Here is a 21,728-nt window from a genome sequence, read left to right as displayed (position 1 = left end):
CCTCAGTCGTCGGCGGAACGGCCCTTGAGGGCGAAGATGCCCTGGGGACGCCACTGAATGAACAGGATGATCGCGGTGAACAGCAGGATCTTGGCCATGACGGCCCCGGTCACCGGCTCCAGGAACTTGGAGAAGACCCCCATGCCCAGGGCGCTGACCACCGAGCCCATCACGTTGCCCACGCCCCCCAGCACCACCACCATGAAGCTGTCCACGATGTAGGCCTGGCCGAGCTGCGGCCCCACGTTGACGATCTGCGACAGGGCCACGCCCCCCAGGCCGGCCACGCCGGCGCCGGCGGCGAAGGTCCACATATCCACCCGGTTGGCGGAGACGCCCAGGGCGGCGGCCATCTCCCGGTTCTGCATCACCGCCCGGACCTCCAGGCCCAGCCGGGTGCGCTGCATCAGGAACCAGACCAGTGCCACCACGAAGATGGCGAACAGGATCACCCCCACGCGGCTGGTGGACAGGGAGACCCCCTGCATCAACTGCACGCTGCCGGAGAACCACTCGGGACTGGCGACCCGCACGTTCTGCGCCCCGAAGAGGGTGCGCATGGTCTGGATGAGGATCAGGCTGATGCCCCAGGTGGCCAGCAGGGTCTCCAGCGGCCGCTTGTAGAGAAAGCGGATGACGCCCCGTTCCATGGCGATACCCACCAGGGCGGTGGCGATGAAGGCCACCGGCACCGCCGCCACCAGGTAGAAGTTGAACAGCCCGGGCATGAACGCGACGAAAAAGTTCTGCACCAGGAAGGTGACGTAGGCGCCAATCATCAGCAGCTCGCCGTGGGCCATGTTGATGACCCGCATGAGGCCGAAGATGATGGCCAGCCCCAGGGCCGCCAGCAGCAGCACGCTGCCCATGGACAGGCCGTAGACCAGGTCGCTGAGCACGCTGGCCACCCGCTCCCGGGCCTCGATGGCCTCGATGGCCACCCGGGCGGCCTCCCGGACCCGCTCGTCCGGTTCGATGTACTCGCCGTCCGGCCCTTCCGCCAGCAGTCGCTGGAGCTGGGATTTCAGGCGGCTGGAGCGCACCACGGCGATGGTCTCGACGGCGGCCAGGCGAACCTCGGCATCGTCGTCGTCCAGTTCCAGCCGGGCGATGGCGATGTTGAGCAGGCGGGACACCTCGGCGTTCTGCTCCTGCTCCACGGCCTCCCGCAGGGTATCCAGCATGGCGGCTTGCGGTCGGTCGGCCAGTTCTTCGGCGGCCGACAGGCGCAGGGGCAGTTCATCGGAGAAGATCTGCAGTTGCCCGATCACCGGGCGCAGGCTGCGGCGGATGGGGTTGGTCAGCGGGGGTTCGCTCAGATCAAGCCCCTCGCGCTCCACGTCCTCGCCGGTCACCGGATCACGGAGCTGCCCGGTAAGGGCATCCTCCACCAGCACGCGCTCGTCCTGGTCGTAAAACAGGCGCCGGTCCTGCAGCGCCTGGAGCACCGGGAGGGCATCGGCGTCGTTCAGCTCCGCCAGGCGGTTGATGGCGTCGCGCACGTCCTGCCAGTTGCTGCTGGCCATCCGGGCCACGGCCTCCGCGGTCTCCTCGGCCAGACCGTCGCCGGCCACCTCCACGGTGTCCGCCTCGGTCTCCGCCAGTTGTGCGGCGCGCTCCTCGGCAGTCAGCTCCTGGTCCGCCAACGCGCTCGCGGCGGCGGCACACAACACGACTGCCAGCGCCCATCGCATGAAGGCTTTCATGGTCGCTCCCGTCCAGGTGAGGGCCAGACGGCCCGGGGACTGAATGGGGTGCCCGGGGACGAACCCGGGCGCCCGTATTGTTCTTGGCGGGGGCGGGGCCCGGAGGCCCCGCCATGGGCGGATCAGAAGTCCAGCTCGTAGGTGGGCTCGGTGCAGTCACCGCAGACCCAGGGATAACGCCAGTTGGCGACCTTGTCCCGGCTGTCCTCCAGGTACTCGCTCCAGGGCTCCGCGCGCACCGGACCGTCGGTCTCCCAGACCGGGGCGAACTGGCCGTCGGGCTGGATCTCGCCGATGATCACCGGCTTGTGCAGGTGGTGGTTCTCCTCGTCCATGCAGATCTCGAAACCGGAGGGGGCGTCCACGCACTGGCCGTAGACCGCCTGGCGCACCGCGTCCACGTCGGTGGTACCGGCCTGCAGCACCGCCTGGGCCCACATGCGGATGCCGATGTGGGTGGCCTCCATGGGGTCGTTGGTGACCCGGTCACTGCCACCGCTCAGGCCCTCGGCCTCCACGTAGTCCATCCAGGTGGAAACGAACGTCTCGTTCTCCGGGGTATCGATGGACATGAAGTAGTTCCAGGCGGCCAGGTGGCCCACCAGAGGGCCGGTGTCCATGCCGCGCAGTTCTTCCTCGCCGACGGAGGTGGCCATCACCGGGATGTCGATGGCGTCGATGCCCTGGTTGGCCAGCTCCTGGTAGAAGGCCACGTTGGAGTCGCCGTTGACGGTGTTGATCACCGCGGTGGGGCCGCCGTCGGCGAAGCTACGGATATCACCGACCAGGGACTGGAAGTCGCTGTGCTCGAAGGGGAAGTAAACCTCTTCGATATCGTCGTCGCTGACCCCGTGGTGATTGAGGAAGGCGCGCACGATGCGGTTGGTGGTGCGCGGGAAGACGTAGTCGGTGCCCACCAGGTAGAAGCGCTCGGCGCCGCCGCCCTCTGGGCTCATCAGGTATTCCACGGCGGGGATGGTCTGCTGGTTCGGGGCCGCGCCGGTGTAGAAGATGTTGCGGGAGGACTCCTCGCCCTCGTACTGCACCGGATAGAACATCAGGCCGTTCAGCTCTTCCAGCACCGGCAGCACCGCCTCGCGGGAGACGGAGGTCCAGGAGCCGAAGATGACGTCCACCTCGTGGCGCTCCAGCAGCTCGCGGCCCTGCTCGGCGTAGCGGGGCCAGTCGGAGGCGGGGTCCATGACCACCGGCTCCAGCTCCCGGCCCAGCAGGCCGCCCTGCTCGTTGATCTGCTGGATGGTCATCAACGCCACGTCCCGCAGCGAGGTCTCGCTGATGGCCATGGTGCCGGACAGGGAGTGGAGGATGCCCACTTTGATCGGCCCCTCGTCGGCCACCGCCGGCCCCCCCAGACCGACGGCAGCCATGACGCCCGCCGCGATGGCGGTGCGGCGCAGGCCGGCGACGGGGTTGGTACGCGTTTGCGTTTTGCTCATGCTTCCCTCCTGATACTCACGGTCCCCGAGGGCGGTTGCACCATCGGGATTGCAGTCGGGCAAGTATCAGCAACCCGCGTGCCAACTTTTTAAGTAGTTGTATTGTTTGTGTTTATAGGCCTCCTGCTGGTTATGGGGTTGTTTTACGCCTCGTCGGCGCCCCAACCTGGTGCGACCGGGCATCGAAGGGCCCTCACGCTGGTGCAAGACCCGGCTTCCGGTCGAGCATGCCCTCCCGGATGATGAAATCGATCACGGATTCCAGCCCCTCACCGGCGTGGAGGTTGGTGAAGATGAAGGGCCGATCGCCGCGCATGCGGCGGCTGTCCCGGTCCATGACCTCGAGGGAGGCGCCGACGCCTGCGGCCAGGTCGATTTTGTTGATGACCAGCAGGTCGGAGCGGGTGATGCCGGGACCGCCCTTGCGGGGGATCTTGTCCCCGGCGCAGACGTCGATGACGTAGAGAGTAAGGTCGGAGAGTTCGGGGCTGAAGGTGGCGGAGAGGTTGTCGCCGCCGCTCTCGATGAAGACGACTTCCAGCTCGGGGAAGCGCTGGTTGAGGTCGCCCACGGCGGCGAGGTTCATGGAGGCGTCCTCGCGGATGGCGGTGTGGGGGCAGCCGCCGGTCTCGACGCCGATGATGCGGTCGGCGGGGAGTGCACCATTTCGGGTCAGGAATTCGGCGTCTTCGCGGGTGTAGATGTCGTTGGTGACCACGGCGATCTCGTAGTGGTCGCGCAGGGCCTTGCACAGGGCCTCGACCAGGGCGGTCTTGCCGGAGCCCACCGGGCCACCGATGCCGACTCTGAGGGCGGGTTTGTCTTTCATGGGGTGTTCCTCTTGCTCTGATGGTTTTGTCTGTTGTGGCTTCGAAGGGGTTGGGGTCGGGCGTGGCGGGGGTTCCCTTGGGAATACGCCGTGAATACATCCCTGTAGGCTCGTAGGCGGCATCCCTGCCGCCTACGATTCCCAAGGGAACCCCCGCCACGCCCTCTCATCCTTTCGGGCACCGGGCTTACGGCCAGGCCCGGCCGCCCCAAGAGGTTTCCAGGTGAGCCCGACCTCCGTTTAATAGGCTGAAGCAACCGCGCCCCCTGGATGGAACTTGGCCCCGTTTCCTGGAAAAGAGGGGCTGTGGTCAATCCCACTCTTGCGTCTCTCAGCTCCTGAAGAGCCGGGAGTACTGGGTTTCGTGCAGGCTGCTGGCCAGGGCCACGCCGGGCAGGCCACCGCCCATTTCCTCGTCTTCGAGGGCAAGCCCCTGGCGGGCGGCCTCGCCCACGGGTTCGGCCATTTCCAGCAGCAGTCGCTGGCCGGCGGTCTGGCCCAGGGGCACCAGCTTGATGGCGGCGGACACCTGGTTCTCGCACCAGGCCCAGAGGTAGGCCTCGGCGGCGGTCTCCAGGGGGATGGCCCAGCGGGCGACGGCCAGGGCGTACAGGGTGGGCCAGCCGGCGATGGGGTCGTCCACCCAGGGGGCGGCCTCGGGCAGGTCCAGGTCGCGCAGCAACCGCGCGAGGGCCTGGCCCACGTGGCGATCCTCCTCGCGCAGTTCCTTGGTTTCCCGGCAGGCGCGCAGCCACTGACTCCAGTAATGGACGGCCACGGCGTCGTCGCTTTGCCAGGCCGCGTGCAGGCGGGCCAGGGCGGGAATGTCCACCGGTGCCAGGGCGTGGTGGAGTTGGCCCTGCAGCCAGTCGGCCACGGCATCGGCATTGCGCAGCCAGCCCGCCTCCACGGCGTATTCGAGCCCGGCGGAGTAGCTGTAGGCACCGATGGGCAGGGTGGGACTGATCAGCTGCCAGAGCCGCCGTTGGGCCAGGCCGGGGTTGGTCTCAGTGCTCATGGGCGTGGCCCGCCGGGTCGTGCTGGTGGCTATGGTCGTGGCTATGAGTATGGCCGTGGCCGCCGCCATAGGCCCCCGGTTCCGGTTCGAAGGGGGCCTGCTCGCTCACGACCTCCAGCCCCAGGCCCCGGAGCATGTCGTCCAGCACGTGATCGTGCAGGTAGCGGGCGAATCCGGCGCCGATCTGCAGGGGGACGTGGCGGTTCCCCAGGTGGTAGCAGGCCCGGGCCAGGGCCAGGCCGTCGTCGCCACGCACGGTGCTCACTGCCTCCGCAGCGGCATGTACCCGCACCACGGTGCCGTCCCCGGCCTGCAGGCATTGGCCATCCCGCAGAATCTCGCCCCGGCTCAGCATGACCCCCACCTCCCGGCCATCGTCCAGGGTTGCCCGGAAACGGCTCTTCTGGCGGACCTCGAAGGGCAGGGTCAGGGTGGCGTCGGCAGGGGCGGCCTGGGGTAATCGCTCGGTCAAGGTCAGCATGGTGATCGGTTGCTCCTCCGATAAACGTACAACGGCGTACCCCCGTCATCGCGGGGGTCAAAGGCTTTCCCCCGTCATCGCGAAGGCCGAAGGCCCAAGGCGATCCAGAGCGGTAGACTGCCGCGTCGGCTTCGCCTCCTCGCAGTGACGGTGGGGCGCCATCCCGTCATCGCGAGGGCCGAAGGCCCGTGGCGATCCAAGGCGGTGGACTGCCACGTCGGCTTCGCCTCCTCGCAGTGACGGTGGGGGCGCCATCCCCGTCATCGCGAGGGCCGAAGGCCCGTGGCGATCCAAGGCGGTAGACTGCCGCGTCGGCTTCGCCTCCTCGCAGTGACGGTGGGGCGCCATCCCCGTCATCGCGAGGGCCGAAGGCCCGTGGCGATCCAAGGCGGTGGACTGCCACGTCGGCTTCGCCTCCTCGCAGTGACGGTGGGGCGCCATCCCCGTCATCGCGAGGGCCGGAGGCCCGTGGCGATCCAGGGCGGTGGACTGCCACGTCGGCTTCGCCTCCTCGCAGTGACGGTGGGGCGCCATCCCCGTCATCGCGAGGGCCGGAGGCCCGTGGCGATCCAGGGCGGTAGACTGCCACGTCGGCTTCGCCTCCTCGCAGTGACGGTGGGGCGAGCCCGCTCCTCGTAGTGACGGTGGGGCGAGCCCGCTCCTCGTAGTGACGGTGGGGGCGGGGGCGCGTCAGAACAGGAAATAGCGCTGCGCCATCGGCAGCACATCCGCCGGTTCGCACACCAGCAGTTCGCCGTCGGCGCGCACCTCGTAGGTCTCCGGGTCCACCTCCATCTTCGGTTGCCAGTCATTCAATACCATGTCCGCCTTGGTCACACTGCGGCAGTCCCTCACCGCCACCAGCCGCCGCTGCAGCCCCAGCCTGTCGCCCACGCCGGCCTCCAGCGCCGCCCGGGAGACAAAGGTCACCGAGCTGTTGGGCATGGCCTTGCCGAAGGCGCCGAACATGTACCGGTAGTGGCGGGGCTGGGGCGTGGGGATGGAGGCGTTGGGGTCGCCCATGGGGGCGGCCGCGATAAAGCCGCCCTTCAGGATCAGGCTCGGCTTCACCCCGAAAAAGGCCGGGTCCCAGAGCACCAGGTCCGCCAGCTTGCCCGGCTCGATGCTGCCCACCTCGTGGGCCACGCCGTGCGCGATGGCCGGGTTGATGGTGGTCTTGGCGATGTAGCGCCGGGCGCGGAAGTTGTCGTTGCGCTCGCCGTCCGGCGCCAGCGGCCCCCGCTGCACCTTCATCTTGTGGGCCGTCTGCCAGGTGCGGATCACCACCTCCCCCACCCGGCCCATGGCCTGGGAGTCGGAGGCGATTACCGAGAACCCGCCGAGGTCATGCAGGATGTCCTCGGCGGCGATGGTCTCGCGGCGGATGCGCGACTCGGCGAAGGCCACGTCCTCGGGAATGGCCGGGTCCAGGTGGTGGCACACCATGAGCATGTCCAGGTGCTCATCGATGGTGTTCACGGTGTAGGGCCGGGTGGGGTTGGTGGAGGAGGGCAGCACGTTGGCCTCGCCCACCGCCTTGATGATATCCGGTGCGTGGCCGCCACCGGCGCCCTCGGTGTGGTAGGTGTGGATGGTGCGCCCCTTGAAGGCCGCCAGGGTGTTCTCCACGAAGCCCGACTCGTTGAGGGTGTCGGTGTGGATGCAGACCTGCACGTCGTGGGCCTCCGCGACGTTCAGGCAGTTGTCGATGGCCGCCGGGGTGGTGCCCCAGTCCTCGTGCAGCTTCAGCCCCAGGGCGCCGGCCTCCACCTGCTCGTTCAGGGCGTCGGGCAGGCTGGCGTTGCCCTTGCCGAGAAAACCCAGGTTCATGGGGAAGCCCTCGGCGGCCTCCAGCATGCGGTGGATGTTCCAGGGCCCGGGGGTGCAGGTGGTGGCGTTGGTACCGGTGGCCGGGCCGGTGCCGCCGCCGATCATGGTGGTGATGCCCGACATCAACGCCTCTTCAATCAATTGCGGGCAGACGAAGTGGATGTGGGCGTCGATATGGCCGGCGGTGAGGATCTTGCCCTCGCCGGCGATGGCCTCGGTGCCGGGGCCGATGATGATGTCCACGCCGTCCTGGGTGTCCGGGTTGCCGGCCTTGCCGATGGCGTGGATGCGCCCGGCCCTGATGCCCACGTCCGCCTTCACGATCCCCCAGTGGTCGAGGATGAGGGCGTTGGTGATGACCAGGTCCACAGCCTCGGCGTTGGTGCGCTGGCTCTGCCCCATGCCGTCGCGCACCACCTTGCCGCCACCGAACTTCACCTCGTCGCCGTAGATGGTGTGGTCGCGCTCCACCTCGATGAACAGCTCGGTGTCCCCCAGGCGCACGCGGTCGCCGGTGGTCGGGCCGAACATGTCGGCGTAGGCGCGGCGGGAAATACGGGTAGTCATGCGCTCTCTCCTGTTGCCGGCCCCATCACCCGGCCCTGAAAGCCGTAGATATCGCCACTGCCCGCGTAGCGCACCAACTGCACCGTGCGGCTCTGGCCGGGCTCGAAGCGCACCGCCGTGCCGGCGGCGATATCCAGCCGGAAGCCCCGGGTAGGCTCGCGGTCGAAGTGGAGGTGGTCGTTGACCTCGTAGAAGTGGTAGTGGGAGCCCACCTGGGCGGGGCGGTCGCCGGTGTTGGTCACCTCCACGGTGAGGGTGTCGCGCCCCGCGTTGAGGGTGATCTCGCCGTCCTCGGGAAGGATTTCTCCGGGTATCATGGTGCGCCTCCCTAGCGGATGGGCTCGTGTACGGTGACCAGCTTGACCCCGTCCGGGAAGGTGGCCTCCACCTGCACTTCGGGGATCATCTCCGCGACCCCTTCCATCACGTCCTCCCGGGTCAGCACCTGGCCACCGGCATCCATCATCTCGGCCACGGAACGCCCCTCCCGGGCGCCCTCCATGATGGCGCAGGAGATGAGCGCCACCGCCTCCGGGTGGTTGAGCTTCAAGCCCTTGGCCTTACGCCGCTCCGCCAGCAGCCCGGCGGTGAAGAGCAGCAGCTTGTCTTTCTCTCTCGGGGTCAGATCCATGGGTTCGGCCTCATGTACTCCAGATTCGGGGGGGACAAGGGGGAAGCCCGACCACGGGCTCGCGGATAGTGCGCCAGGCCTGTTCCAGGGTCTTGCGCACCGGTTCCACGCCGGGCCCCAGCACGCGCACTGCCAATAGCCCCTCCGGGCACCGGGTCGCCCCCATCCGGACGCCGGGTGGCACCTGCAGGGCGTCCCGCAGGTCGTGCTCCAGGCCGTCCGGGGCGGGCGACGCCAGCAGGGTGGCGAACACCGCCTGGCCCTGCAGCCCCCAGGGGGCGGTGCGGAGGGGGTCGTCGGCATTCAGGGAGAGGCGCTCCCGCAGCAGGGGCATTTGCTCGCAATTCACCGCCAGCCGCTGATCCAGCACGCCCCTGGGGAAGTGGTCACCACTCCCCGGACGGCCCAGGGCCACCATCTCCCAGGCGATCAGGCGGGCGCCTTCGGCCAACTCGAAGCGGTTGATCAGCCGGCTACGGCTGCCCCCGTGGAGGATGGTCTCCATGGGCAGCCACTCGAATGTGGCGCCCGGGGCCAACCGGAAAACCTGCCGCTGGATGGACCAGTCGCCCGAGGAGCGGTAGAACTTGGCCGCCCCGGGGGTGGTCATCAGGGCGTGGGCGCCCTCGCCCACCTCCACGGAGAGGTCCAGTTCATCGCCACCCACCAACCCCCCAGGGGGGTGAAGCAGGTAGGCGTGGCAGGGCGCGCCCTCCGGGTGGAAGGTGCGCTGGACCACCAGCGGCCCTTGGTGGCGTCGTCGCACCAGGGCGGTGCGTTCACCCCGCCGGGCGAAGTCCAGCCGCAATGCCCCCCGCCACCCCGGGCTCACGGGTGCTGCTGAGGGGGCCGGGTCGGCCCCCGGTGACCAGGCTTGTTGGGCGACAGCCATCTCGCCGCGCTCAGAACAGTGCGACGAGGACGAGACCGGCCAGCACGATACCCACGCCGGCGCCCCGCGCCAGCGGCAGGGCCGGCAATTGCCGGCGGGCCAGGCGCTCCAGGCCCACGCCCGCCGCGAGCAGGACGGCACTGGCCAGCAGGAAGCCCGCGCCGAAGCTCAGGCCGGAGAGGCCAGCGGCCATCTCGGCGCCGTGGGCATGGCCGTGAAACAGGGCAAAGGCTGCGGCCAGGGCCATACCGGTGGCCAGGGGCAAGCGACCGCCCCAGGCCACCAGCCCGCCTACCACCAGCAGGGAACCGAGAATGCCGAACTCCACCGCCACCATCGGTGCGGAGGCCAGCCCCACCCCGAAGCCCACGAGCATGGCGAGCAGGAAAGCGCCCGGCAACAGCAGGGCGCTGCGCCGGTCGCCTTGCTGGCCGGCCCAGAGCCCCAGGCCCAGCATTGCCAGCAGGTGATCCAGCCCCAACAGCGGGTGCAGGAGTCCCTGGCCGAAGCCCCCGTGTACATGAGGATGGGGATGCGGATGCGCCAGCGCCAGCGGCGCGGCCAGCAGGGCCGCCAGCGCGAACAGCAGGATGGGCAGGGAAGTACGGCTCATGGTCACCTCGGCATGTCAGTGGTCCACGGAAGGGCGTTATACCCACTCCGTCTATCCAAGTTGCATGCCAGGGAAGAGCACCCGCTGTTTCAGGGCGTTGCGCAGGACAAAGGCGCCGTGGTGCGCACTAGACGGGGGCGTTGGCGGGAAAGGGCACCAAACCGGTGCATAAAGGTCGCCTGGTTAGGCCGCGCCGCCGTTCCCGTACTCGACGATCGCCTCCAGACAGTGCAGCGCCAGATCGGCCTCCAGGCGCTCGTAGGGCGTGGGCACGCCCAGGTCCAGCAGGCGGGTGACCTCGAGCCCGGGGTAGCCACAGGGATTGATGCGAAGGAAGGGTTCCAGGTCGACATCCACGTTTACGGCCAGGCCGTGGTAGCTGCAGCCGCGGCGCACGCGCAGGCCCACAGACGCCACCTTGCGACCCTCCACGTAGACGCCGGGGGCGTCGTCGCGCGCCTCGGAGGCAATCCCGTAGCCCGCCAGCAGGCTGATCACGGTGTGCTCCAGGGCGCTGACCAGGCTGCGCACGCCCAGGCCCCAGCGGCGCAGGTCCAGCAGGGGGTAGAGCACGATCTGGCCCGGGCCGTGGTAGGTGACCTGGCCGCCCCGGTCGGTCTCCACCACCGGGATCTCACCGGGGTCGAGGATATGTTCGCGCCGTCCCGCCTGCCCCAGGGTGTAGACCGGCGGGTGGGAGACCACCCAGAGCTGGTCCGGCGTGTCCGGGCCGCGCTCGTCGGTGTAACGGCGCATCGCGGACCAGGTCTCGCGGTAGTCGCGCCGGCCCAGGTAGCGGACCTGGATATCGGTCAACGGGGACGGGGGCATAGGCACTCCTTATACAGCTACCTTTAACGAGGCGCAAAATAAACCGTCATGGCAAAGGCGGCCCCTCATCGCGACGGCCGAAGACATCCCCCACCCGTCATCGCGAGGGCCGAAGGCCCGCGGCGATCCAGAGCGGTAGACTGCCACGTCGGCTTCGCCTCCTCGCAGTGACAGTGGGGGTGGGGGCGGGTCCGGTCCTCGCCGTGACGGTGGGGGGTGACGCCGCCGCTCGCCGTAACGGTGGGGACGGGTTCGCTCCTCGCAGTCGCGCTGGGGGTGGCGCCAGTCACGGTGGGAGTAGCGCCGCCAGTCGCCGTGGGAGTGGCGGCGTCGGTGGCGGTGGTGACGGGCCCGCCCCAGCGGTGACGGTGAGGCGGGGCCGCGTTGGCAGTGCCGGTGGGAAGCGCGTTCGCAATGACAACGAAGCTTTCGTTCATGGTTCCCTAGAGGGTCATCAGGATGGCCTCTTCCGCATGCAAGGCGCGGTAGATGGCATCCAGTTGCGGCCGGCTGTGGGCGGTGATGGTGGCGGTGACCGAGACGAAACGGCCGTTGCGGCTCTCGCTGACGCGCAACTCCACCTGCTCCGGGCGGTCCAGGTGCTCGGTGAGCACCGCCCGGACCAGGGCCTCGATGTCCGCCTCCGCACGACCCATGGCCTTGATCGGGAAGCGGCAGGGGAACTCAAGGGGGGTGTTGTCCTCGTCGAACTGCTGAACCATCTCAGCCTCCGGCGGCCCAGGCCGCCTTGTGCTCGTCGAACCAGGCTCGGGTCCGCCGCCACATCGGTCCGGGGCGACCGTCGCCCACCGGCTCGCCGTCCAACCGGGTGACCGGGAGCAGCTCCTTGGTGGAGCTGGTCAGCCAGATCTCATCGGCCCGTGCCAGCTCCTCGGCGCTGATGGTGGTGCACTCGCAGGCCACGCCGTGGTCGCGTAATAGCTCCACGACAAAGTCGCGGGTGACCCCGGGCAGCAGGCCCGGCCCCTGCAGCGGCGTCTTCACTCTATTTTCGCACACCACGAAGGCATTGCTGGCCGCCCCCTCGGTGAGCTGGCCGTCGCGCAGCAGCAGCGCCTCGTCCGCGCCCGCCTCCACCGCCTGCTGGCGCAGCAGCACGTTGGGCAGCAGGGCGACGGTCTTTAGATCGCAGCGCCCCCAGCGGTTGTCCTGGAGCCGGACGGCGGACTTGCCCTGCTCGCTGTCCGGCGGCATCGGGGTCGGCAGGGGCGAGGCCGTCATGAAGACAGTGGGCCGGGTCCCTTCCGGGAAGGCGTGGTCGCGCTGCTCGGGCACCCCGCGGGTGATCTGCAGGTAGACCCCCGCATCCCGCCACCGGCCGGCCGCCAGCAGCTCGTGGATCAGGCGGGTCCAGTGCTCATGGGTATGGGGATTGGGCAGGCGGATACCGGCCAGGGTCTGGTCCAACCGGCGCAGGTGTGCCGGCAGCCGGAAGGGGCGGCCACCGTAGACTGGGACCACCTCGTAGGCGCCATCGCCGAACAGGAAGCCCCGGTCCATGGGCGAGATACAGGCGCGCTCCAGGGGCAGGAACTCGCCGTTCAGATAGCAGATGTCACGCATGGCCGCTCCGGTCACTGGAATCGCAGCAGGACATCGTCCACCAACCGGCGCCAGAGGCTGCCCTCGGCCACGGTCTCCCGCGCCAGCAGGGGCTCCTCGTGCATCACCTCCCCCTGCAGCCGGATGATCAGGCGGCCGACCGGCTGTCCGGCCTCGATCGGGGCGATCAGCGGCTCGTCCAGGCGCAGGCGAGCCTCCAGGTTCTCGTACTGCCGGCGGGGGATGGTCACATAGAGTTCATCGGCAATGCCCACCCCGAGGTCCTCCATATCGCCCTTCCAGACCCGGGTGCGGGTCAGCTCCTCGCCCTCGTCATAGAGCCGGTGGGTCTCGAAGAAACGGAAGCCGTAGTTGAGCAGCGACTGGGTCTGATCCGCCCGCGCCTGCTCGCTGGCGGTACCCAGCACCACGGAGATCAGGCGCGTGCCCTCGCGCTCGGCGGAGGCGGCCAGGTTGTAGCCGGCGGCGCTGGTGTGGCCGGTCTTCAGCCCGTCGACGCTGGAGTCGCGCCAGAGCAGACGATTGCGGTTGGACTGACGGATATCGTTCCAGGTGAAGCTGCGCTCGGAGTACCAGCCGTAGTACTCGGGGAAGTCACGGACGATGGCGCGGGCCAGGAGGGCGGTGTCGCGGGCCGTGGTCTTCATCGCCTCGTCGGGCAGGCCGGTGGCATTGGCAAAGTAGGTGTTCTCCATGCCCAGCTGCTCGGCATAGCTGTTCATCACCTGGGCGAAGGTCTGCTCATCGCCGGCGATATGCTCGGCCAGCGCCACACAGGCATCGTTGCCGGATTGAATGATGACGCCCCGGATCAGATCCCCCACGCGGACGTTATCGCCGGGCTCGATGAACATCCGCGAACCGGGGGTCCGCCAGGCACGTTCGCTCACCGTCACCAGTTCGTCCAGATCGATGTTGCCCTCACGGAGCTCGCTAAAGACCACGTAGGCGGTCATCATCTTGACCAGGCTAGCCGGGTCACGCGCCTCGTCGGCGTTGTTCTCCGCCAGGACCTGGCCGCTGCGAGCATCCATGAGCACGTGGGCCGCCGCCCCCACGGAGGGCGCCGCCGGTGTGGGAATGGGGATCTGACCGGCAGCGGCGCCGGAAACCAGGACCAGCAATAACAGCAGGCAGGCAAGGATCAGCTGACGCATGGGTGCAACTCGCTCACAATCGTCTGGACAGGGTTGGGCATTGTACACGGGGGGTTCGGGCCGGCGGTGGGCTAACGCTCAACCAGGTGGAAGTCCCGCAGGCCCTGGCGTTCCAGTTCGCCATGGGCCTGGTCCACCGCGCCCATGTCGGCCAGCGGCCCGACCTTCACCCGGTGCACGCCGTTGGCGCTATGCACCGCCACCGGTGCGCTCAGTTTGCCGTCGAGCTCATCACGCAGCCGGCGGGCGTTCGCCTCCTGGCCGAAGGCGCCGAGCTGCAGGAAGTAACGGCCACTCGCCTCGGCCCCATTGTCCCGGGAGGGATTGGCGGCGGCCTCGGGCGCGTCCTCGCCCGACGTGACCACCAGCCGCTCGCCCTCCGGCAGCGCCACCGCCGGGAGGCCCGCGGCGTCCGCCCCGTCATCATCGGGGACGGTGGACGCTGCCTGCGCGTCGCCGGCGGGCGCACGGTCCCCGGGGCGGGCGGTACGCAGGGAATCCGCCGCGGTAACGGTCCGCACCCGGACAGGGGCGGTGCCGGCATCCACCATGTCCAGCCGGGTGGCCGCCGCGTAGGACAGGTCGATGATGCGGTTGTCCACGAAGGGGCCGCGGTCGTTGATGCGCACTACCACCCGCTTGCCGTTATCCAGGTTGGTCACCTCGGCGTAGGTGGGCAGGGGCAGTGAGCGGTGGGCCGCGGTCATGGCGTACATGTCGTAGGGCTCGCCACTGGACGTCCGGCGACCGTGGAACTTGGTGCCGTACCAGGAGGCGATCCCCTCCTGGTCGTAGCCCTCGGCGCTGTCCTTGACGTAATAGGTTTGCCCGAACACCTCGTAGCGGGCCGGGTTACCGTAGCGGGCCCGGGGCTCGTCCCGGGGCACCGCGTCCGGCACCTGACTGAGGTCCGGCGGGTTGCTCGGCCCACCGTCGGGGCTGCGGCCGGCGAAGGGCCCACCCTCTTCGCCGGAAGGGCCACTCACCGTGGAGCAGCCAGTCAGAAAGAGGGCCAGGAGCAGGGCGAAAGGGATCAGCCGTCTCATGCGTCGCGCGCCTCCCGGATGGCCTCGGCCAGTTGGAACACCGCCAGGCCGTATAGGGCGCTGTGGTTATAGCGGGTGATGACGTAGAAGTTGTGGAAGGTCACCCAGTATTCCGGGCCGTCCTCGCCCTCCAGCGCCAGCAGCGCCACCGGGGTGTCATCCGCCACGTCGCGCTCGGGTGTGACGCCCGCGGCGGCCAGCTCGGCCATGGTGTGCCGGGTCCGGGTGGGCCCGCGGGTGGCACTGGCCAGCTCGGACCCGGCCTCGCCGGCCACCGTGGCACGCACCGCCACCGGCTCCCCGGCGCGCCAGCCGTGCGCGTCGAAGTAGTTGGCCACACTGCCGAGGATGTCGGCCTTGTTACCGAACAGGTCCCGCTGGCCGCTGCCGTCGAAGTCCACCGCGTAGTGGCGGTAGCTGCTGGCGATGAACTGCGGCAGGCCCATGGCACCGGCGTAGGAGCCCTTGAGCGCCGTCGGGTCCAGCCCCTCCTCGTCCACCAGCAACAGGAACTGCTCCAGTTCCCGACGGAAGAAATCGGCGCGCGGGGGATAACCGAAGGCCAGGGTGGTCAGGGCGTCCAGCACCCGGTGGCGGCCGGCATGGCGGCCGTAGCGGGTCTCCACCCCAATGATGGCCACCAGCACCTCGGGGGCGACCCCGAACGCCTCCGACGCCCGCGCCACCTGGTCAGCGTGCCGGTCCCAGAACTCCACGCCCTGCTCGATGCGGGACTCGGTCAGGAAGATCGGCCGGTAATCGCGCCAGGGACGTGCCTCGGCCGGACTGGAGATGGCATCGATGATCTCCTGCTGGAAGACGGCGCCGTCCACCAACGCCTGCACCTGCGCCCGGTCCAGACCGTGACGCTGACTGACCTCCTCGGCGAAGGCGGCCAGGCCATCGTCCGAAAACCCGGCCTGCACCGGAGCCGCCAGCCCCGCCAGCAGGACAAAGCCGGCGGCCAGCCACGATTTCTTAAGGTCCATTACACAGAATACCCGCTAAGTTATTCAGGATGACCATATTCTTCGATGGGTGTGTATGGACATGAGAATACCGAAAGCGGCCATCACCGTCACCAGTGACGTGCCCCCGAAACTCACCAGCGGCAACGGCAGCCCCACCACCGGCAGCAGCCCGGAAACCATGCCCGCGTTGACGAACACGTAGACGAAGAAAGTAAGGGCCAGGCTGCCCCCCACCAGTCGGCTCCAGGTGTCCTGGGCGTTGACCGCGATCCACAGACCGCGGCCGACGATGAAAAGATAGACCGCCAGCAGCTGCACCACACCCACCAGACCAAACTCCTCGCTGACCACGGCCATGACGAAGTCTGTGTGCCGCTCGGGCAGGAAGTCCAGGTGGGCCTGGGTGCCGTTGAGCCAGCCCTTGCCGAACAACCCGCCGGAGCCGATGGCGATCTTCGACTGCATGATGTGGTAGCCGGCACCCAGCGGGTCGCGTTCCGGGTTGAGGAAGGTGAGCACCCGCTGTTGCTGGTAGTCCTGCATGACGAAGAACCAGAGCAGCGGGGCAGCGGCGGCGAGCAGGGCCAGCAGGGCGAATATCCAGCGCCAGCGCAGCCCGGCGAGATAGAGCACGAAGAACCCGGAGGCCGCGGTGACCACGGCGGTGCCCAGGTCCGGCTGCAGCGCGATCAGCGCCGTGGGCACGAGGATGAACGTGCCGCAGATGACGATGCTACGCCAGTTCGGCGGCAGCGGACGCTCCGCCAGCCACCAGGCCACCATCATGGGGATGGCCAGTTTCATCAGTTCCGAAGGCTGGAAACGCACGATCCCCAGGTCCAGCCAACGCTGTGCGCCCTTGCCCATGACGCCGAGCACCATCACCGCCAGCAGCATGACCACCCCGGCGGCGAACAGCCACGGCGTCCAGCGCCGCAGGGTACTGGGCGGGATCTGCGCCATCGCCAGCATGACGGAGAAGGCGATACCGAGGCGGATGAGCTGCTTCTGCACCTGGGCGGGGTTCTCGCCAAAGGAGCTGTAGAGCACCGCCAGGCCGAACAGCGCCACCAGCAACAGCGCCGTCAGCAAGGTGCCGTCCAGGTGCAGATAGCGCTGCAGCGGGGACAGGCCACTGGTGCCCAGGCGGCTGCGCGTGCCCAGCGGGTTGCGGGTCAGATCAATCGCCGCCATGCTCGCTCACCTCCGCCGCTACCTCGACCTCCGCTTCCACCGGCCCCTTCAGGTAGGCATCCAGCACCTGCCGGGCCACCGGTGCCGCGCTCCGGCCCCCGCCGCCGCCGTGCTCCACCACCACCGAGACCGCGATCCTGGGCGCCTCCGCCGGCGCGAAGGCCACAAACAGGCCGTGGTCGCGATGGTGGTAGGGGCGGTCCTCGTGGTCCACATCGCGCATCCGGGCCGAAACCTGGGCGGTGCCGGTCTTACCGGCGATCCGGTAGTCGAGCCCGTCATCGATGCGCCGGGCGGTGCCAAAGCGGCCATGCACCGTCATCTCCATGCCCTCGATCACCGCATCCCAATGCCTGGCGTCGCTCACCACGACCCGCTCCTCCGGATCGGGCACCGCCGGCGGGGCCTCGAGCGGTTCGGCATCGTCACCGGTGCGCGCCAACAGGCGCGGCTGCACCGCCTGGCCCCGATTGGCCATGACCGCCGTGGCCACCGCCAGTTGCAGCGGGGTGACCGAGAAGTAGCCCTGGCCAATGCCGGTATGCAGGGTCTCGCCGTGGTACCACCCCTCGCCCAGCGCGCCGCGTTTCCAGTCGCGCGAGGGCAGCACTCCGCGCCGTTCGCCGTTGAGATCCAGGCCGCTGAGCTGACCGAAGCCGAACCCGGCGAGGAAACCGGACATGTCGTCGATGCCCATCCGGTAGGCGAGATCGTAGAAATAGATATTGCAGGACTCCGCGATGGACTCACGCAGCGCCAGCAGGCCGTCGTTGGAGTGCCAGCGACCACGGTAGACCCGGTCGTCTCCGGGGATGGAGAACTGGCCGGAGCACTGCACCCGGCGGGTCTCGTTGGTCTCGCCGTGATGCAGGCCGGCCAGCGCCACGAAGGGCTTGATGGTGGAGCCCGGCGGGTACTGGCCGCGGATGGCGCGGTTGAACAGCGGCTGGCTGCCCGCACTCTGCAGCGCCTGGAACTGCTGGTGACTGATGCCGCCCACGAAGAGGTTAGGGTCGTAGCCCGGATGGCTGACCATGGCCAGGATGTCCCCGGTGTGGACGTCCATGGCCACCACCGAGCCCCGCTGGTCACCCAGCGCCGCCTCCGCCACCCGTTGCAGGCGACTATCGAGGGTCAGGTAGAGGTCCACGCCGGGTTCCGGCGGGTGGCGCTCCAGCACCCGCAGCACCCGCCCCAGGGCGTTGGTCTCCACCTGCTCGTAACCCACCCGCCCGTGCAGCAGGTTCTCGTAGGCCCGCTCCACACCGCTCTTGCCAATGTGGGTGCTGCCGGCGTAGTTGGCGGTGTCGATGCGGCGGAGTTCCTGCTCGCTGATCCGGCCCACATACCCCAGCACATGGGCCATGTGTTCGCCATGGGGATAGTGGCGGGTGAGTTGCGCCCGCACCTCCACCCCGGGGAAACGGTGACGGTGCACCGACAGCCGCGCCACCTCCTCCTCGGTCAGGCGCAGCTTCAGGGGCACCTCGTGGAAGCGCCGGGCGCGCTGGAGCTGCTGCTGGAAGCGGCTGATCTCCGCTTCATCCAGGCTCACCACCTCGCCCAGCGCCGCCAGCAGCGCCGGCATGTCACGCACCTGTTCCGGGGTGACCGTCAGCCGATAGGAGGGGCGGTTCTCGGCCAGGAGCACGCCATTACGGTCGTAGATCAGCCCCCGGGTGGGCGGCACCGGTTGCAGGCGCACGCGATTCTGCTGGGAGAGGGTGCTGTAGTGCTCGTGATCGCGCACCTGCAACTTGACCATCTGGTTGACCAGTACCCCGGTGAACAGACAGACGGCCACCGCCGCCACCACGACGCGGCGGAAGAACTGACGGGCCTCGGTGGAACCGTCCTTGATGGCCTTGGAGTGGTGCATTCCGCTCACTACTGTACGCCGAAATGGCGGCGCGCGGTACGCAGCAGGAAAAAGACCCAGGGCCACAGCGCCGCGCCAATCACCGGTGCCAGCCAGGCCTGCCAGGGGGGCACCGGCCGGCCGACAAAACCATTGACCCAGAACAGCACCAACTGCACTGCATAGAGCAGCAGCAGGATGGTCAGCGCCTGTTGCCAGACGGGCATCAGGCGCATCCGCCGGTGCAGCTTGAGGATGATCCAGGCGATCAGTGCGAAGGCCAGCGCGTGCTGGCCCAGCAGGCTGCCGACCAGGGCATCCTGAAACAGGCCGGCCAGCCAGGCCACCGTCACCCCCACCCGGCTGGGCAACGCCATGGCCCAGTACAATAACACCAGGGCCACCCATTGCGGCCGCGCCGGCACCGCCCAATCGGGCATGGGCACGATCACCAGCATCCCCGCCAGCACCAGACTGGCGAGGATGACCCAGCGGCCGCGGGGAATGGCCGGGTTCATTGCGCCTCCTCCCCCGGCACAGCGGCCGGCGGGGAGGCGGCGTCCGGGGCCTCCTCCGGCGGGACCGCCCCTGGGGCTGGGGCCGGTTCGGATGCCGACGGCACAGCCGGAGCCTCCACCGCCGGCAGGTCCGGCATCCGGCCGAGAGCGCCCCCCTGAACCAGTACCATTTTCCGGCTGCGGTCCAAGGCCGCCAGCGGGCGGGCGCTGACCCGGGCGAAGGGCTCGCCCGGATCCAGCACCACCCGCTCCACCTCGGCCACCGGGTACCCGCGCGGGAAGACACCCCCCAGCCCGGAGGTCACCAGCAGGTCGCCGGACTGGATATCGGCATTGATGGGCACGCTGCCCAATTCCAGGCGGTTCAGGTCGCCGGTGCCCAGGGCGATGGTGCGCAGGCCGTTGCGGTTGACCTCCACCGGAATGGCGTGACTGGGGTCGGTGATCAATCGCACCATCGCCCCGTGGGTGCCCACCCGGTCCACCTGCCCCATCACCCCCTCGGCGTCGAGGACCGCCTGACCCACGGTCACCTGGTGGACACTGCCCTTGTCCACCTGGATCAGGTGGGAGTAGGGATCCAGGTCCACCCGGGTGAGCTCGGCGATGAGCACCGTCTCGCCGAGCTGCCCCGAGGAGCCGAGCAGGTCACGCAGCCGCTGGTTCTCCATCTCCAATGCCTGCAGACGCTGGAGCCGTGCCTGGTCGAGCAGGTAGCGCCGGCGCAGCTCGCGGTTCTCGTCCACCAACTGCTGGCGACTGGCCAGATGCTCGCCCAGGCGCTGGCTGGCCTCAATGGGCAAACTCACCGCCTGCTGCACCGGCCAGACCACCGCGGCCAGGCCCTGGCGGACCGGATCGGCCAGTTGCTGGCGGTGATCCAGGGTCATCAAGAGCACCGAGACCAGCGCCAGCAGCACCAGTCGCACGGTGATGGAAGGTCCTTGCAGGAATAACGGTTTGATGGCCCTTACCGGATGTCAGTGCCGGCACCGACCCTCCAGGGCCGTGCCGGCAGATACTGCCAGATCCGTGGCCGGTGACCCACTGGCCTAATGCCGGCCGCCCCGGATCTACTCGCTGATGAACAGGTCGGTGCCCTTCTCGTCCATCATCTCCAGCGCACGCCCCCCGCCACGGGCCACGCAGGTGAGCGGGTCGTCGGCCACCACCACCGGCAGCCCGGTCTCCTCCATCAGCAGCCGGTCGATATTGCGCAGCAGCGCCCCGCCCCCGGTAAGCACGATGCCGCGCTCGGCCACGTCCGCCCCCAGCTCAGGCGGGGTCTGCTCCAGCGCGGTCTTGAGCGCGGAGACAATACCGGAGAGCGGCTCCTGCATGGATTCGAGGATCTCGTTACTGTTCAGGGTGAAGCTGCGCGGCACCCCCTGGGCGAGGTTGCGCCCCCGCACCTCCACCTCGCGCACCTCGGCGTCCGGGAAGGCGGTACCGATCTCATGCTTGATCCGCTCCGCGGTGGTCTCGCCGATCAGGATGCCGTAGTTGCGGCGCACGTAGTTGATGATGGCCTCGTCGAAGCGATCACCGCCGATACGCACCGAGGCGGAGTAGACGATGCCGTTCAGCGACAACACCGCCACTTCAGAGGTGCCGCCACCGATATCCACCACCATGGAGCCACTGGCCTCGTCCACCGGCATGCTGGCGCCAATGGCCGCCGCCATGGGCTCCTCCACCAGAAAGACCTCCCGTGCGCCCGCGCCCTCGGCGGATTCGCGGATCGCCCGGCGCTCCACCTGGGTGGCGCCGCAAGGCACACAGACCAGCACCCGCGGGCTGGGCTTGAAGATCCGCGCCTCGTGGACCTTCTTGATGAAGTGCTGCAGCATCTTCTCAGTCACGGTGAAGTCGGCGATCACGCCGTCCTTCATGGGGCGGATGGCGCGGATGTTGGCGGGGGTACGCCCCAGCATGGCCTTGGCCTCGCCGCCCACGGCGACGATGCGTTTGGCGCCACCGTCACGGTCCTGGCGGATGGCCACAACCGACGGCTCGGCGAGCACGATGCCTTTGCCACGGAGGTAGATCAGCGTGTTGGCGGTCCCCAAGTCGATGGAGACGTCGTTGGAGAAGAGTCCTCGAATACCCTTGAACATTGAGTTTAGAACCGGCTGGAAGGAAAGTCGCCAATCTACACATTGGGCGGCACTTTGGGCAAGCGGGGTGTTGTGGTAAGTTTTCCGGCTTACCGTCTTGGAGGATGCGCAATGTCCCTGGAAGAATCGGAAGTCAAGCACATTGCCCACCTGGCGCGGGTGGCCATCGAGGCCGATGACATCCCCGGCTACGCCCGCAATCTGTCCGACATTCTCGACTTCGTCGAGCAGATGAAGGACATCGACACCTCCGGCGTCACCCCCATGGCCCACCCTCTGGACGCGGTGCAGCGCCTGCGCGAGGACGAGGTCACCGAGCCGGACCAGCGGGAGCGCTTCCAGGCCATCGCACCGGCCACCGAGGCCGGTCTCTACCTGGTGCCGCGTGTCATCGAGTAACCCGCGCCGCCACCCCGTGCCCCCATTGA

The 21,728-nt window shown here is 68.7% G+C and carries 22 protein-coding genes; 1 reads left to right on the top strand and 21 read right to left on the bottom strand.

The window, feature by feature from the left end; all coding sequences use genetic code 11:
- Positions 1 to 2 precede the first annotated feature (2 nt).
- From urtB to MLG_RS00835, 21 genes are all read right to left on the bottom strand, one after another.
- The gene (urtB, locus tag MLG_RS00940; RefSeq protein WP_011627940.1) at positions 3 to 1,706 is read right to left on the bottom strand and encodes an urea ABC transporter permease subunit UrtB; all 1,704 of its coding nucleotides are present in this window, start codon (positions 1,704 to 1,706) and stop codon (positions 3 to 5) included.
- Positions 1,707 to 1,828: 122 nt separating this feature from the next.
- On the bottom strand, positions 1,829 to 3,163 hold the full coding sequence (gene urtA / locus MLG_RS00935) for an urea ABC transporter substrate-binding protein (RefSeq protein WP_011627939.1): 1,335 nt from the start codon (positions 3,161 to 3,163) through the stop codon (positions 1,829 to 1,831).
- Between the two features lie 193 nt (positions 3,164 to 3,356).
- The gene (ureG, locus tag MLG_RS00930; RefSeq protein WP_011627938.1) at positions 3,357 to 3,992 is read right to left on the bottom strand and encodes an urease accessory protein UreG; all 636 of its coding nucleotides are present in this window, start codon (positions 3,990 to 3,992) and stop codon (positions 3,357 to 3,359) included.
- Positions 3,993 to 4,323: 331 nt separating this feature from the next.
- Positions 4,324 to 5,010 carry an urease accessory protein UreF gene (locus tag MLG_RS00925; RefSeq protein WP_011627937.1) on the bottom strand — a complete coding sequence of 229 codons (687 nt, stop codon included), beginning with the start codon at positions 5,008 to 5,010 and terminating at the stop codon, positions 4,324 to 4,326.
- On the bottom strand, positions 5,000 to 5,491 hold the full coding sequence (gene ureE / locus MLG_RS00920) for an urease accessory protein UreE (protein WP_011627936.1): 492 nt from the start codon (positions 5,489 to 5,491) through the stop codon (positions 5,000 to 5,002). The genes MLG_RS00925 and ureE overlap by 11 nt, the downstream gene beginning before the upstream one ends.
- Positions 5,492 to 6,181: 690 nt before the next feature.
- Positions 6,182 to 7,888 (bottom strand): urease subunit alpha, encoded by a 1,707-nt coding sequence (gene ureC, locus MLG_RS00910; protein WP_011627935.1) that lies wholly within the window; start codon positions 7,886 to 7,888, stop codon positions 6,182 to 6,184.
- Positions 7,885 to 8,205, bottom strand: coding sequence for an urease subunit beta (locus MLG_RS00905; protein WP_011627934.1), 321 nt, complete (start codon positions 8,203 to 8,205; stop codon positions 7,885 to 7,887). The genes ureC and MLG_RS00905 overlap by 4 nt, the downstream gene beginning before the upstream one ends.
- Before the next feature lie 11 nt (positions 8,206 to 8,216).
- Positions 8,217 to 8,519, bottom strand: coding sequence for an urease subunit gamma (gene ureA, locus MLG_RS00900; protein ID WP_011627933.1), 303 nt, complete (start codon positions 8,517 to 8,519; stop codon positions 8,217 to 8,219).
- A 10-nt stretch (positions 8,520 to 8,529) separates the two neighbouring features.
- A complete protein-coding gene (locus tag MLG_RS00895; RefSeq protein ID WP_011627932.1) occupies positions 8,530 to 9,411 on the bottom strand; it encodes an urease accessory protein UreD in 882 nt (293 codons plus the stop codon).
- Between the two features lie 10 nt (positions 9,412 to 9,421).
- Positions 9,422 to 10,024, bottom strand: coding sequence for a HupE/UreJ family protein (locus MLG_RS00890; RefSeq protein WP_011627931.1), 603 nt, complete (start codon positions 10,022 to 10,024; stop codon positions 9,422 to 9,424).
- Between the two features lie 183 nt (positions 10,025 to 10,207).
- On the bottom strand, positions 10,208 to 10,855 hold the full coding sequence (gene lipB, locus MLG_RS00885) for a lipoyl(octanoyl) transferase LipB (protein WP_011627930.1): 648 nt from the start codon (positions 10,853 to 10,855) through the stop codon (positions 10,208 to 10,210).
- A gap of 443 nt (positions 10,856 to 11,298) precedes the next feature.
- Positions 11,299 to 11,577, bottom strand: coding sequence for a YbeD family protein (locus tag MLG_RS00880; protein ID WP_011627929.1), 279 nt, complete (start codon positions 11,575 to 11,577; stop codon positions 11,299 to 11,301).
- A gap of 1 nt (position 11,578) precedes the next feature.
- On the bottom strand, positions 11,579 to 12,439 hold the full coding sequence (locus tag MLG_RS00875; RefSeq protein ID WP_011627928.1) for a D-amino acid aminotransferase: 861 nt from the start codon (positions 12,437 to 12,439) through the stop codon (positions 11,579 to 11,581).
- Positions 12,440 to 12,450: 11 nt separating this feature from the next.
- A complete protein-coding gene (locus MLG_RS00870; RefSeq protein ID WP_011627927.1) occupies positions 12,451 to 13,596 on the bottom strand; it encodes a D-alanyl-D-alanine carboxypeptidase family protein in 1,146 nt (381 codons plus the stop codon).
- A gap of 71 nt (positions 13,597 to 13,667) precedes the next feature.
- Positions 13,668 to 14,642: a septal ring lytic transglycosylase RlpA family protein gene (locus MLG_RS15515; RefSeq protein ID WP_011627926.1), complete on the bottom strand. Its 975-nt coding sequence runs from the start codon at positions 14,640 to 14,642 to the stop codon at positions 13,668 to 13,670.
- Positions 14,639 to 15,631: a lytic murein transglycosylase B gene (gene mltB, locus MLG_RS00860; protein WP_011627925.1), complete on the bottom strand. Its 993-nt coding sequence runs from the start codon at positions 15,629 to 15,631 to the stop codon at positions 14,639 to 14,641. The genes MLG_RS15515 and mltB overlap by 4 nt, the downstream gene beginning before the upstream one ends.
- 24 nt (positions 15,632 to 15,655) lie before the next feature.
- Positions 15,656 to 16,807 carry a rod shape-determining protein RodA gene (gene rodA, locus MLG_RS00855; protein WP_011627924.1) on the bottom strand — a complete coding sequence of 384 codons (1,152 nt, stop codon included), beginning with the start codon at positions 16,805 to 16,807 and terminating at the stop codon, positions 15,656 to 15,658.
- Positions 16,794 to 18,686, bottom strand: a complete 1,893-nt coding sequence (gene mrdA / locus MLG_RS00850) for a penicillin-binding protein 2 (protein ID WP_011627923.1) — start codon at positions 18,684 to 18,686, stop codon at positions 16,794 to 16,796. The genes rodA and mrdA overlap by 14 nt, the downstream gene beginning before the upstream one ends.
- Positions 18,687 to 18,694: 8 nt before the next feature.
- Positions 18,695 to 19,183, bottom strand: a complete 489-nt coding sequence (gene mreD / locus MLG_RS00845) for a rod shape-determining protein MreD (RefSeq protein WP_011627922.1) — start codon at positions 19,181 to 19,183, stop codon at positions 18,695 to 18,697.
- Positions 19,180 to 20,133 (bottom strand): rod shape-determining protein MreC, encoded by a 954-nt coding sequence (mreC, locus tag MLG_RS00840; protein WP_156774614.1) that lies wholly within the window; start codon positions 20,131 to 20,133, stop codon positions 19,180 to 19,182. Before mreC ends, mreD begins: the two co-directional genes overlap by 4 nt.
- Before the next feature lie 123 nt (positions 20,134 to 20,256).
- Positions 20,257 to 21,300 carry a rod shape-determining protein gene (locus tag MLG_RS00835; RefSeq protein ID WP_011627920.1) on the bottom strand — a complete coding sequence of 348 codons (1,044 nt, stop codon included), beginning with the start codon at positions 21,298 to 21,300 and terminating at the stop codon, positions 20,257 to 20,259.
- A gap of 111 nt (positions 21,301 to 21,411) precedes the next feature.
- Here MLG_RS00835 and gatC point away from each other — a divergent pair, with 111 nt between their 5' ends.
- The gene (gatC, locus tag MLG_RS00830; protein ID WP_011627919.1) at positions 21,412 to 21,699 is read left to right on the top strand and encodes an Asp-tRNA(Asn)/Glu-tRNA(Gln) amidotransferase subunit GatC; all 288 of its coding nucleotides are present in this window, start codon (positions 21,412 to 21,414) and stop codon (positions 21,697 to 21,699) included.
- Positions 21,700 to 21,728 lie beyond the last annotated feature (29 nt).

It is taken from the genome of Alkalilimnicola ehrlichii MLHE-1 (assembly GCF_000014785.1).
GTDB lineage: Bacteria > Pseudomonadota > Gammaproteobacteria > Nitrococcales > Halorhodospiraceae > Alkalilimnicola > Alkalilimnicola ehrlichii.
The sequence above is the reverse complement of the archived record's forward strand: the minus strand, read 5'-3'. Positions and strand labels throughout refer to the sequence as shown.

What these genes read in the sequence shown, in the direction of transcription:
- ureE (WP_011627936.1), bottom strand. Translation starts at nt 5,491, where the DNA reads ATGCTGACCTTGACCGAGCGATTACCCCAGGCCGCCCCTGCCGACGCC.
- MLG_RS00895 (WP_011627932.1), bottom strand. Translation starts at nt 9,411, where the DNA reads ATGGCTGTCGCCCAACAAGCCTGGTCACCGGGGGCCGACCCGGCCCCC.
- rodA (WP_011627924.1), bottom strand. Translation starts at nt 16,807, where the DNA reads ATGGCGGCGATTGATCTGACCCGCAACCCGCTGGGCACGCGCAGCCGC.
- MLG_RS15515 (WP_011627926.1), bottom strand. Translation starts at nt 14,642, where the DNA reads ATGAGACGGCTGATCCCTTTCGCCCTGCTCCTGGCCCTCTTTCTGACT.
- ureC (WP_011627935.1), bottom strand. Translation starts at nt 7,888, where the DNA reads ATGACTACCCGTATTTCCCGCCGCGCCTACGCCGACATGTTCGGCCCG.
- MLG_RS00835 (WP_011627920.1), bottom strand. Translation starts at nt 21,300, where the DNA reads ATGTTCAAGGGTATTCGAGGACTCTTCTCCAACGACGTCTCCATCGAC.
- urtB (WP_011627940.1), bottom strand. Translation starts at nt 1,706, where the DNA reads ATGAAAGCCTTCATGCGATGGGCGCTGGCAGTCGTGTTGTGTGCCGCC.
- lipB (WP_011627930.1), bottom strand. Translation starts at nt 10,855, where the DNA reads ATGCCCCCGTCCCCGTTGACCGATATCCAGGTCCGCTACCTGGGCCGG.
- mrdA (WP_011627923.1), bottom strand. Translation starts at nt 18,686, where the DNA reads ATGCACCACTCCAAGGCCATCAAGGACGGTTCCACCGAGGCCCGTCAG.
- MLG_RS00870 (WP_011627927.1), bottom strand. Translation starts at nt 13,596, where the DNA reads ATGCGTCAGCTGATCCTTGCCTGCCTGCTGTTATTGCTGGTCCTGGTT.
- MLG_RS00880 (WP_011627929.1), bottom strand. Translation starts at nt 11,577, where the DNA reads ATGGTTCAGCAGTTCGACGAGGACAACACCCCCCTTGAGTTCCCCTGC.
- MLG_RS00905 (WP_011627934.1), bottom strand. Translation starts at nt 8,205, where the DNA reads ATGATACCCGGAGAAATCCTTCCCGAGGACGGCGAGATCACCCTCAAC.
- urtA (WP_011627939.1), bottom strand. Translation starts at nt 3,163, where the DNA reads ATGAGCAAAACGCAAACGCGTACCAACCCCGTCGCCGGCCTGCGCCGC.
- ureG (WP_011627938.1), bottom strand. Translation starts at nt 3,992, where the DNA reads ATGAAAGACAAACCCGCCCTCAGAGTCGGCATCGGTGGCCCGGTGGGC.
- MLG_RS00925 (WP_011627937.1), bottom strand. Translation starts at nt 5,010, where the DNA reads ATGAGCACTGAGACCAACCCCGGCCTGGCCCAACGGCGGCTCTGGCAG.
- mltB (WP_011627925.1), bottom strand. Translation starts at nt 15,631, where the DNA reads ATGGACCTTAAGAAATCGTGGCTGGCCGCCGGCTTTGTCCTGCTGGCG.
- mreD (WP_011627922.1), bottom strand. Translation starts at nt 19,183, where the DNA reads ATGAACCCGGCCATTCCCCGCGGCCGCTGGGTCATCCTCGCCAGTCTG.
- ureA (WP_011627933.1), bottom strand. Translation starts at nt 8,519, where the DNA reads ATGGATCTGACCCCGAGAGAGAAAGACAAGCTGCTGCTCTTCACCGCC.
- MLG_RS00890 (WP_011627931.1), bottom strand. Translation starts at nt 10,024, where the DNA reads ATGAGCCGTACTTCCCTGCCCATCCTGCTGTTCGCGCTGGCGGCCCTG.
- MLG_RS00875 (WP_011627928.1), bottom strand. Translation starts at nt 12,439, where the DNA reads ATGCGTGACATCTGCTATCTGAACGGCGAGTTCCTGCCCCTGGAGCGC.
- gatC (WP_011627919.1), top strand. Translation starts at nt 21,412, where the DNA reads ATGTCCCTGGAAGAATCGGAAGTCAAGCACATTGCCCACCTGGCGCGG.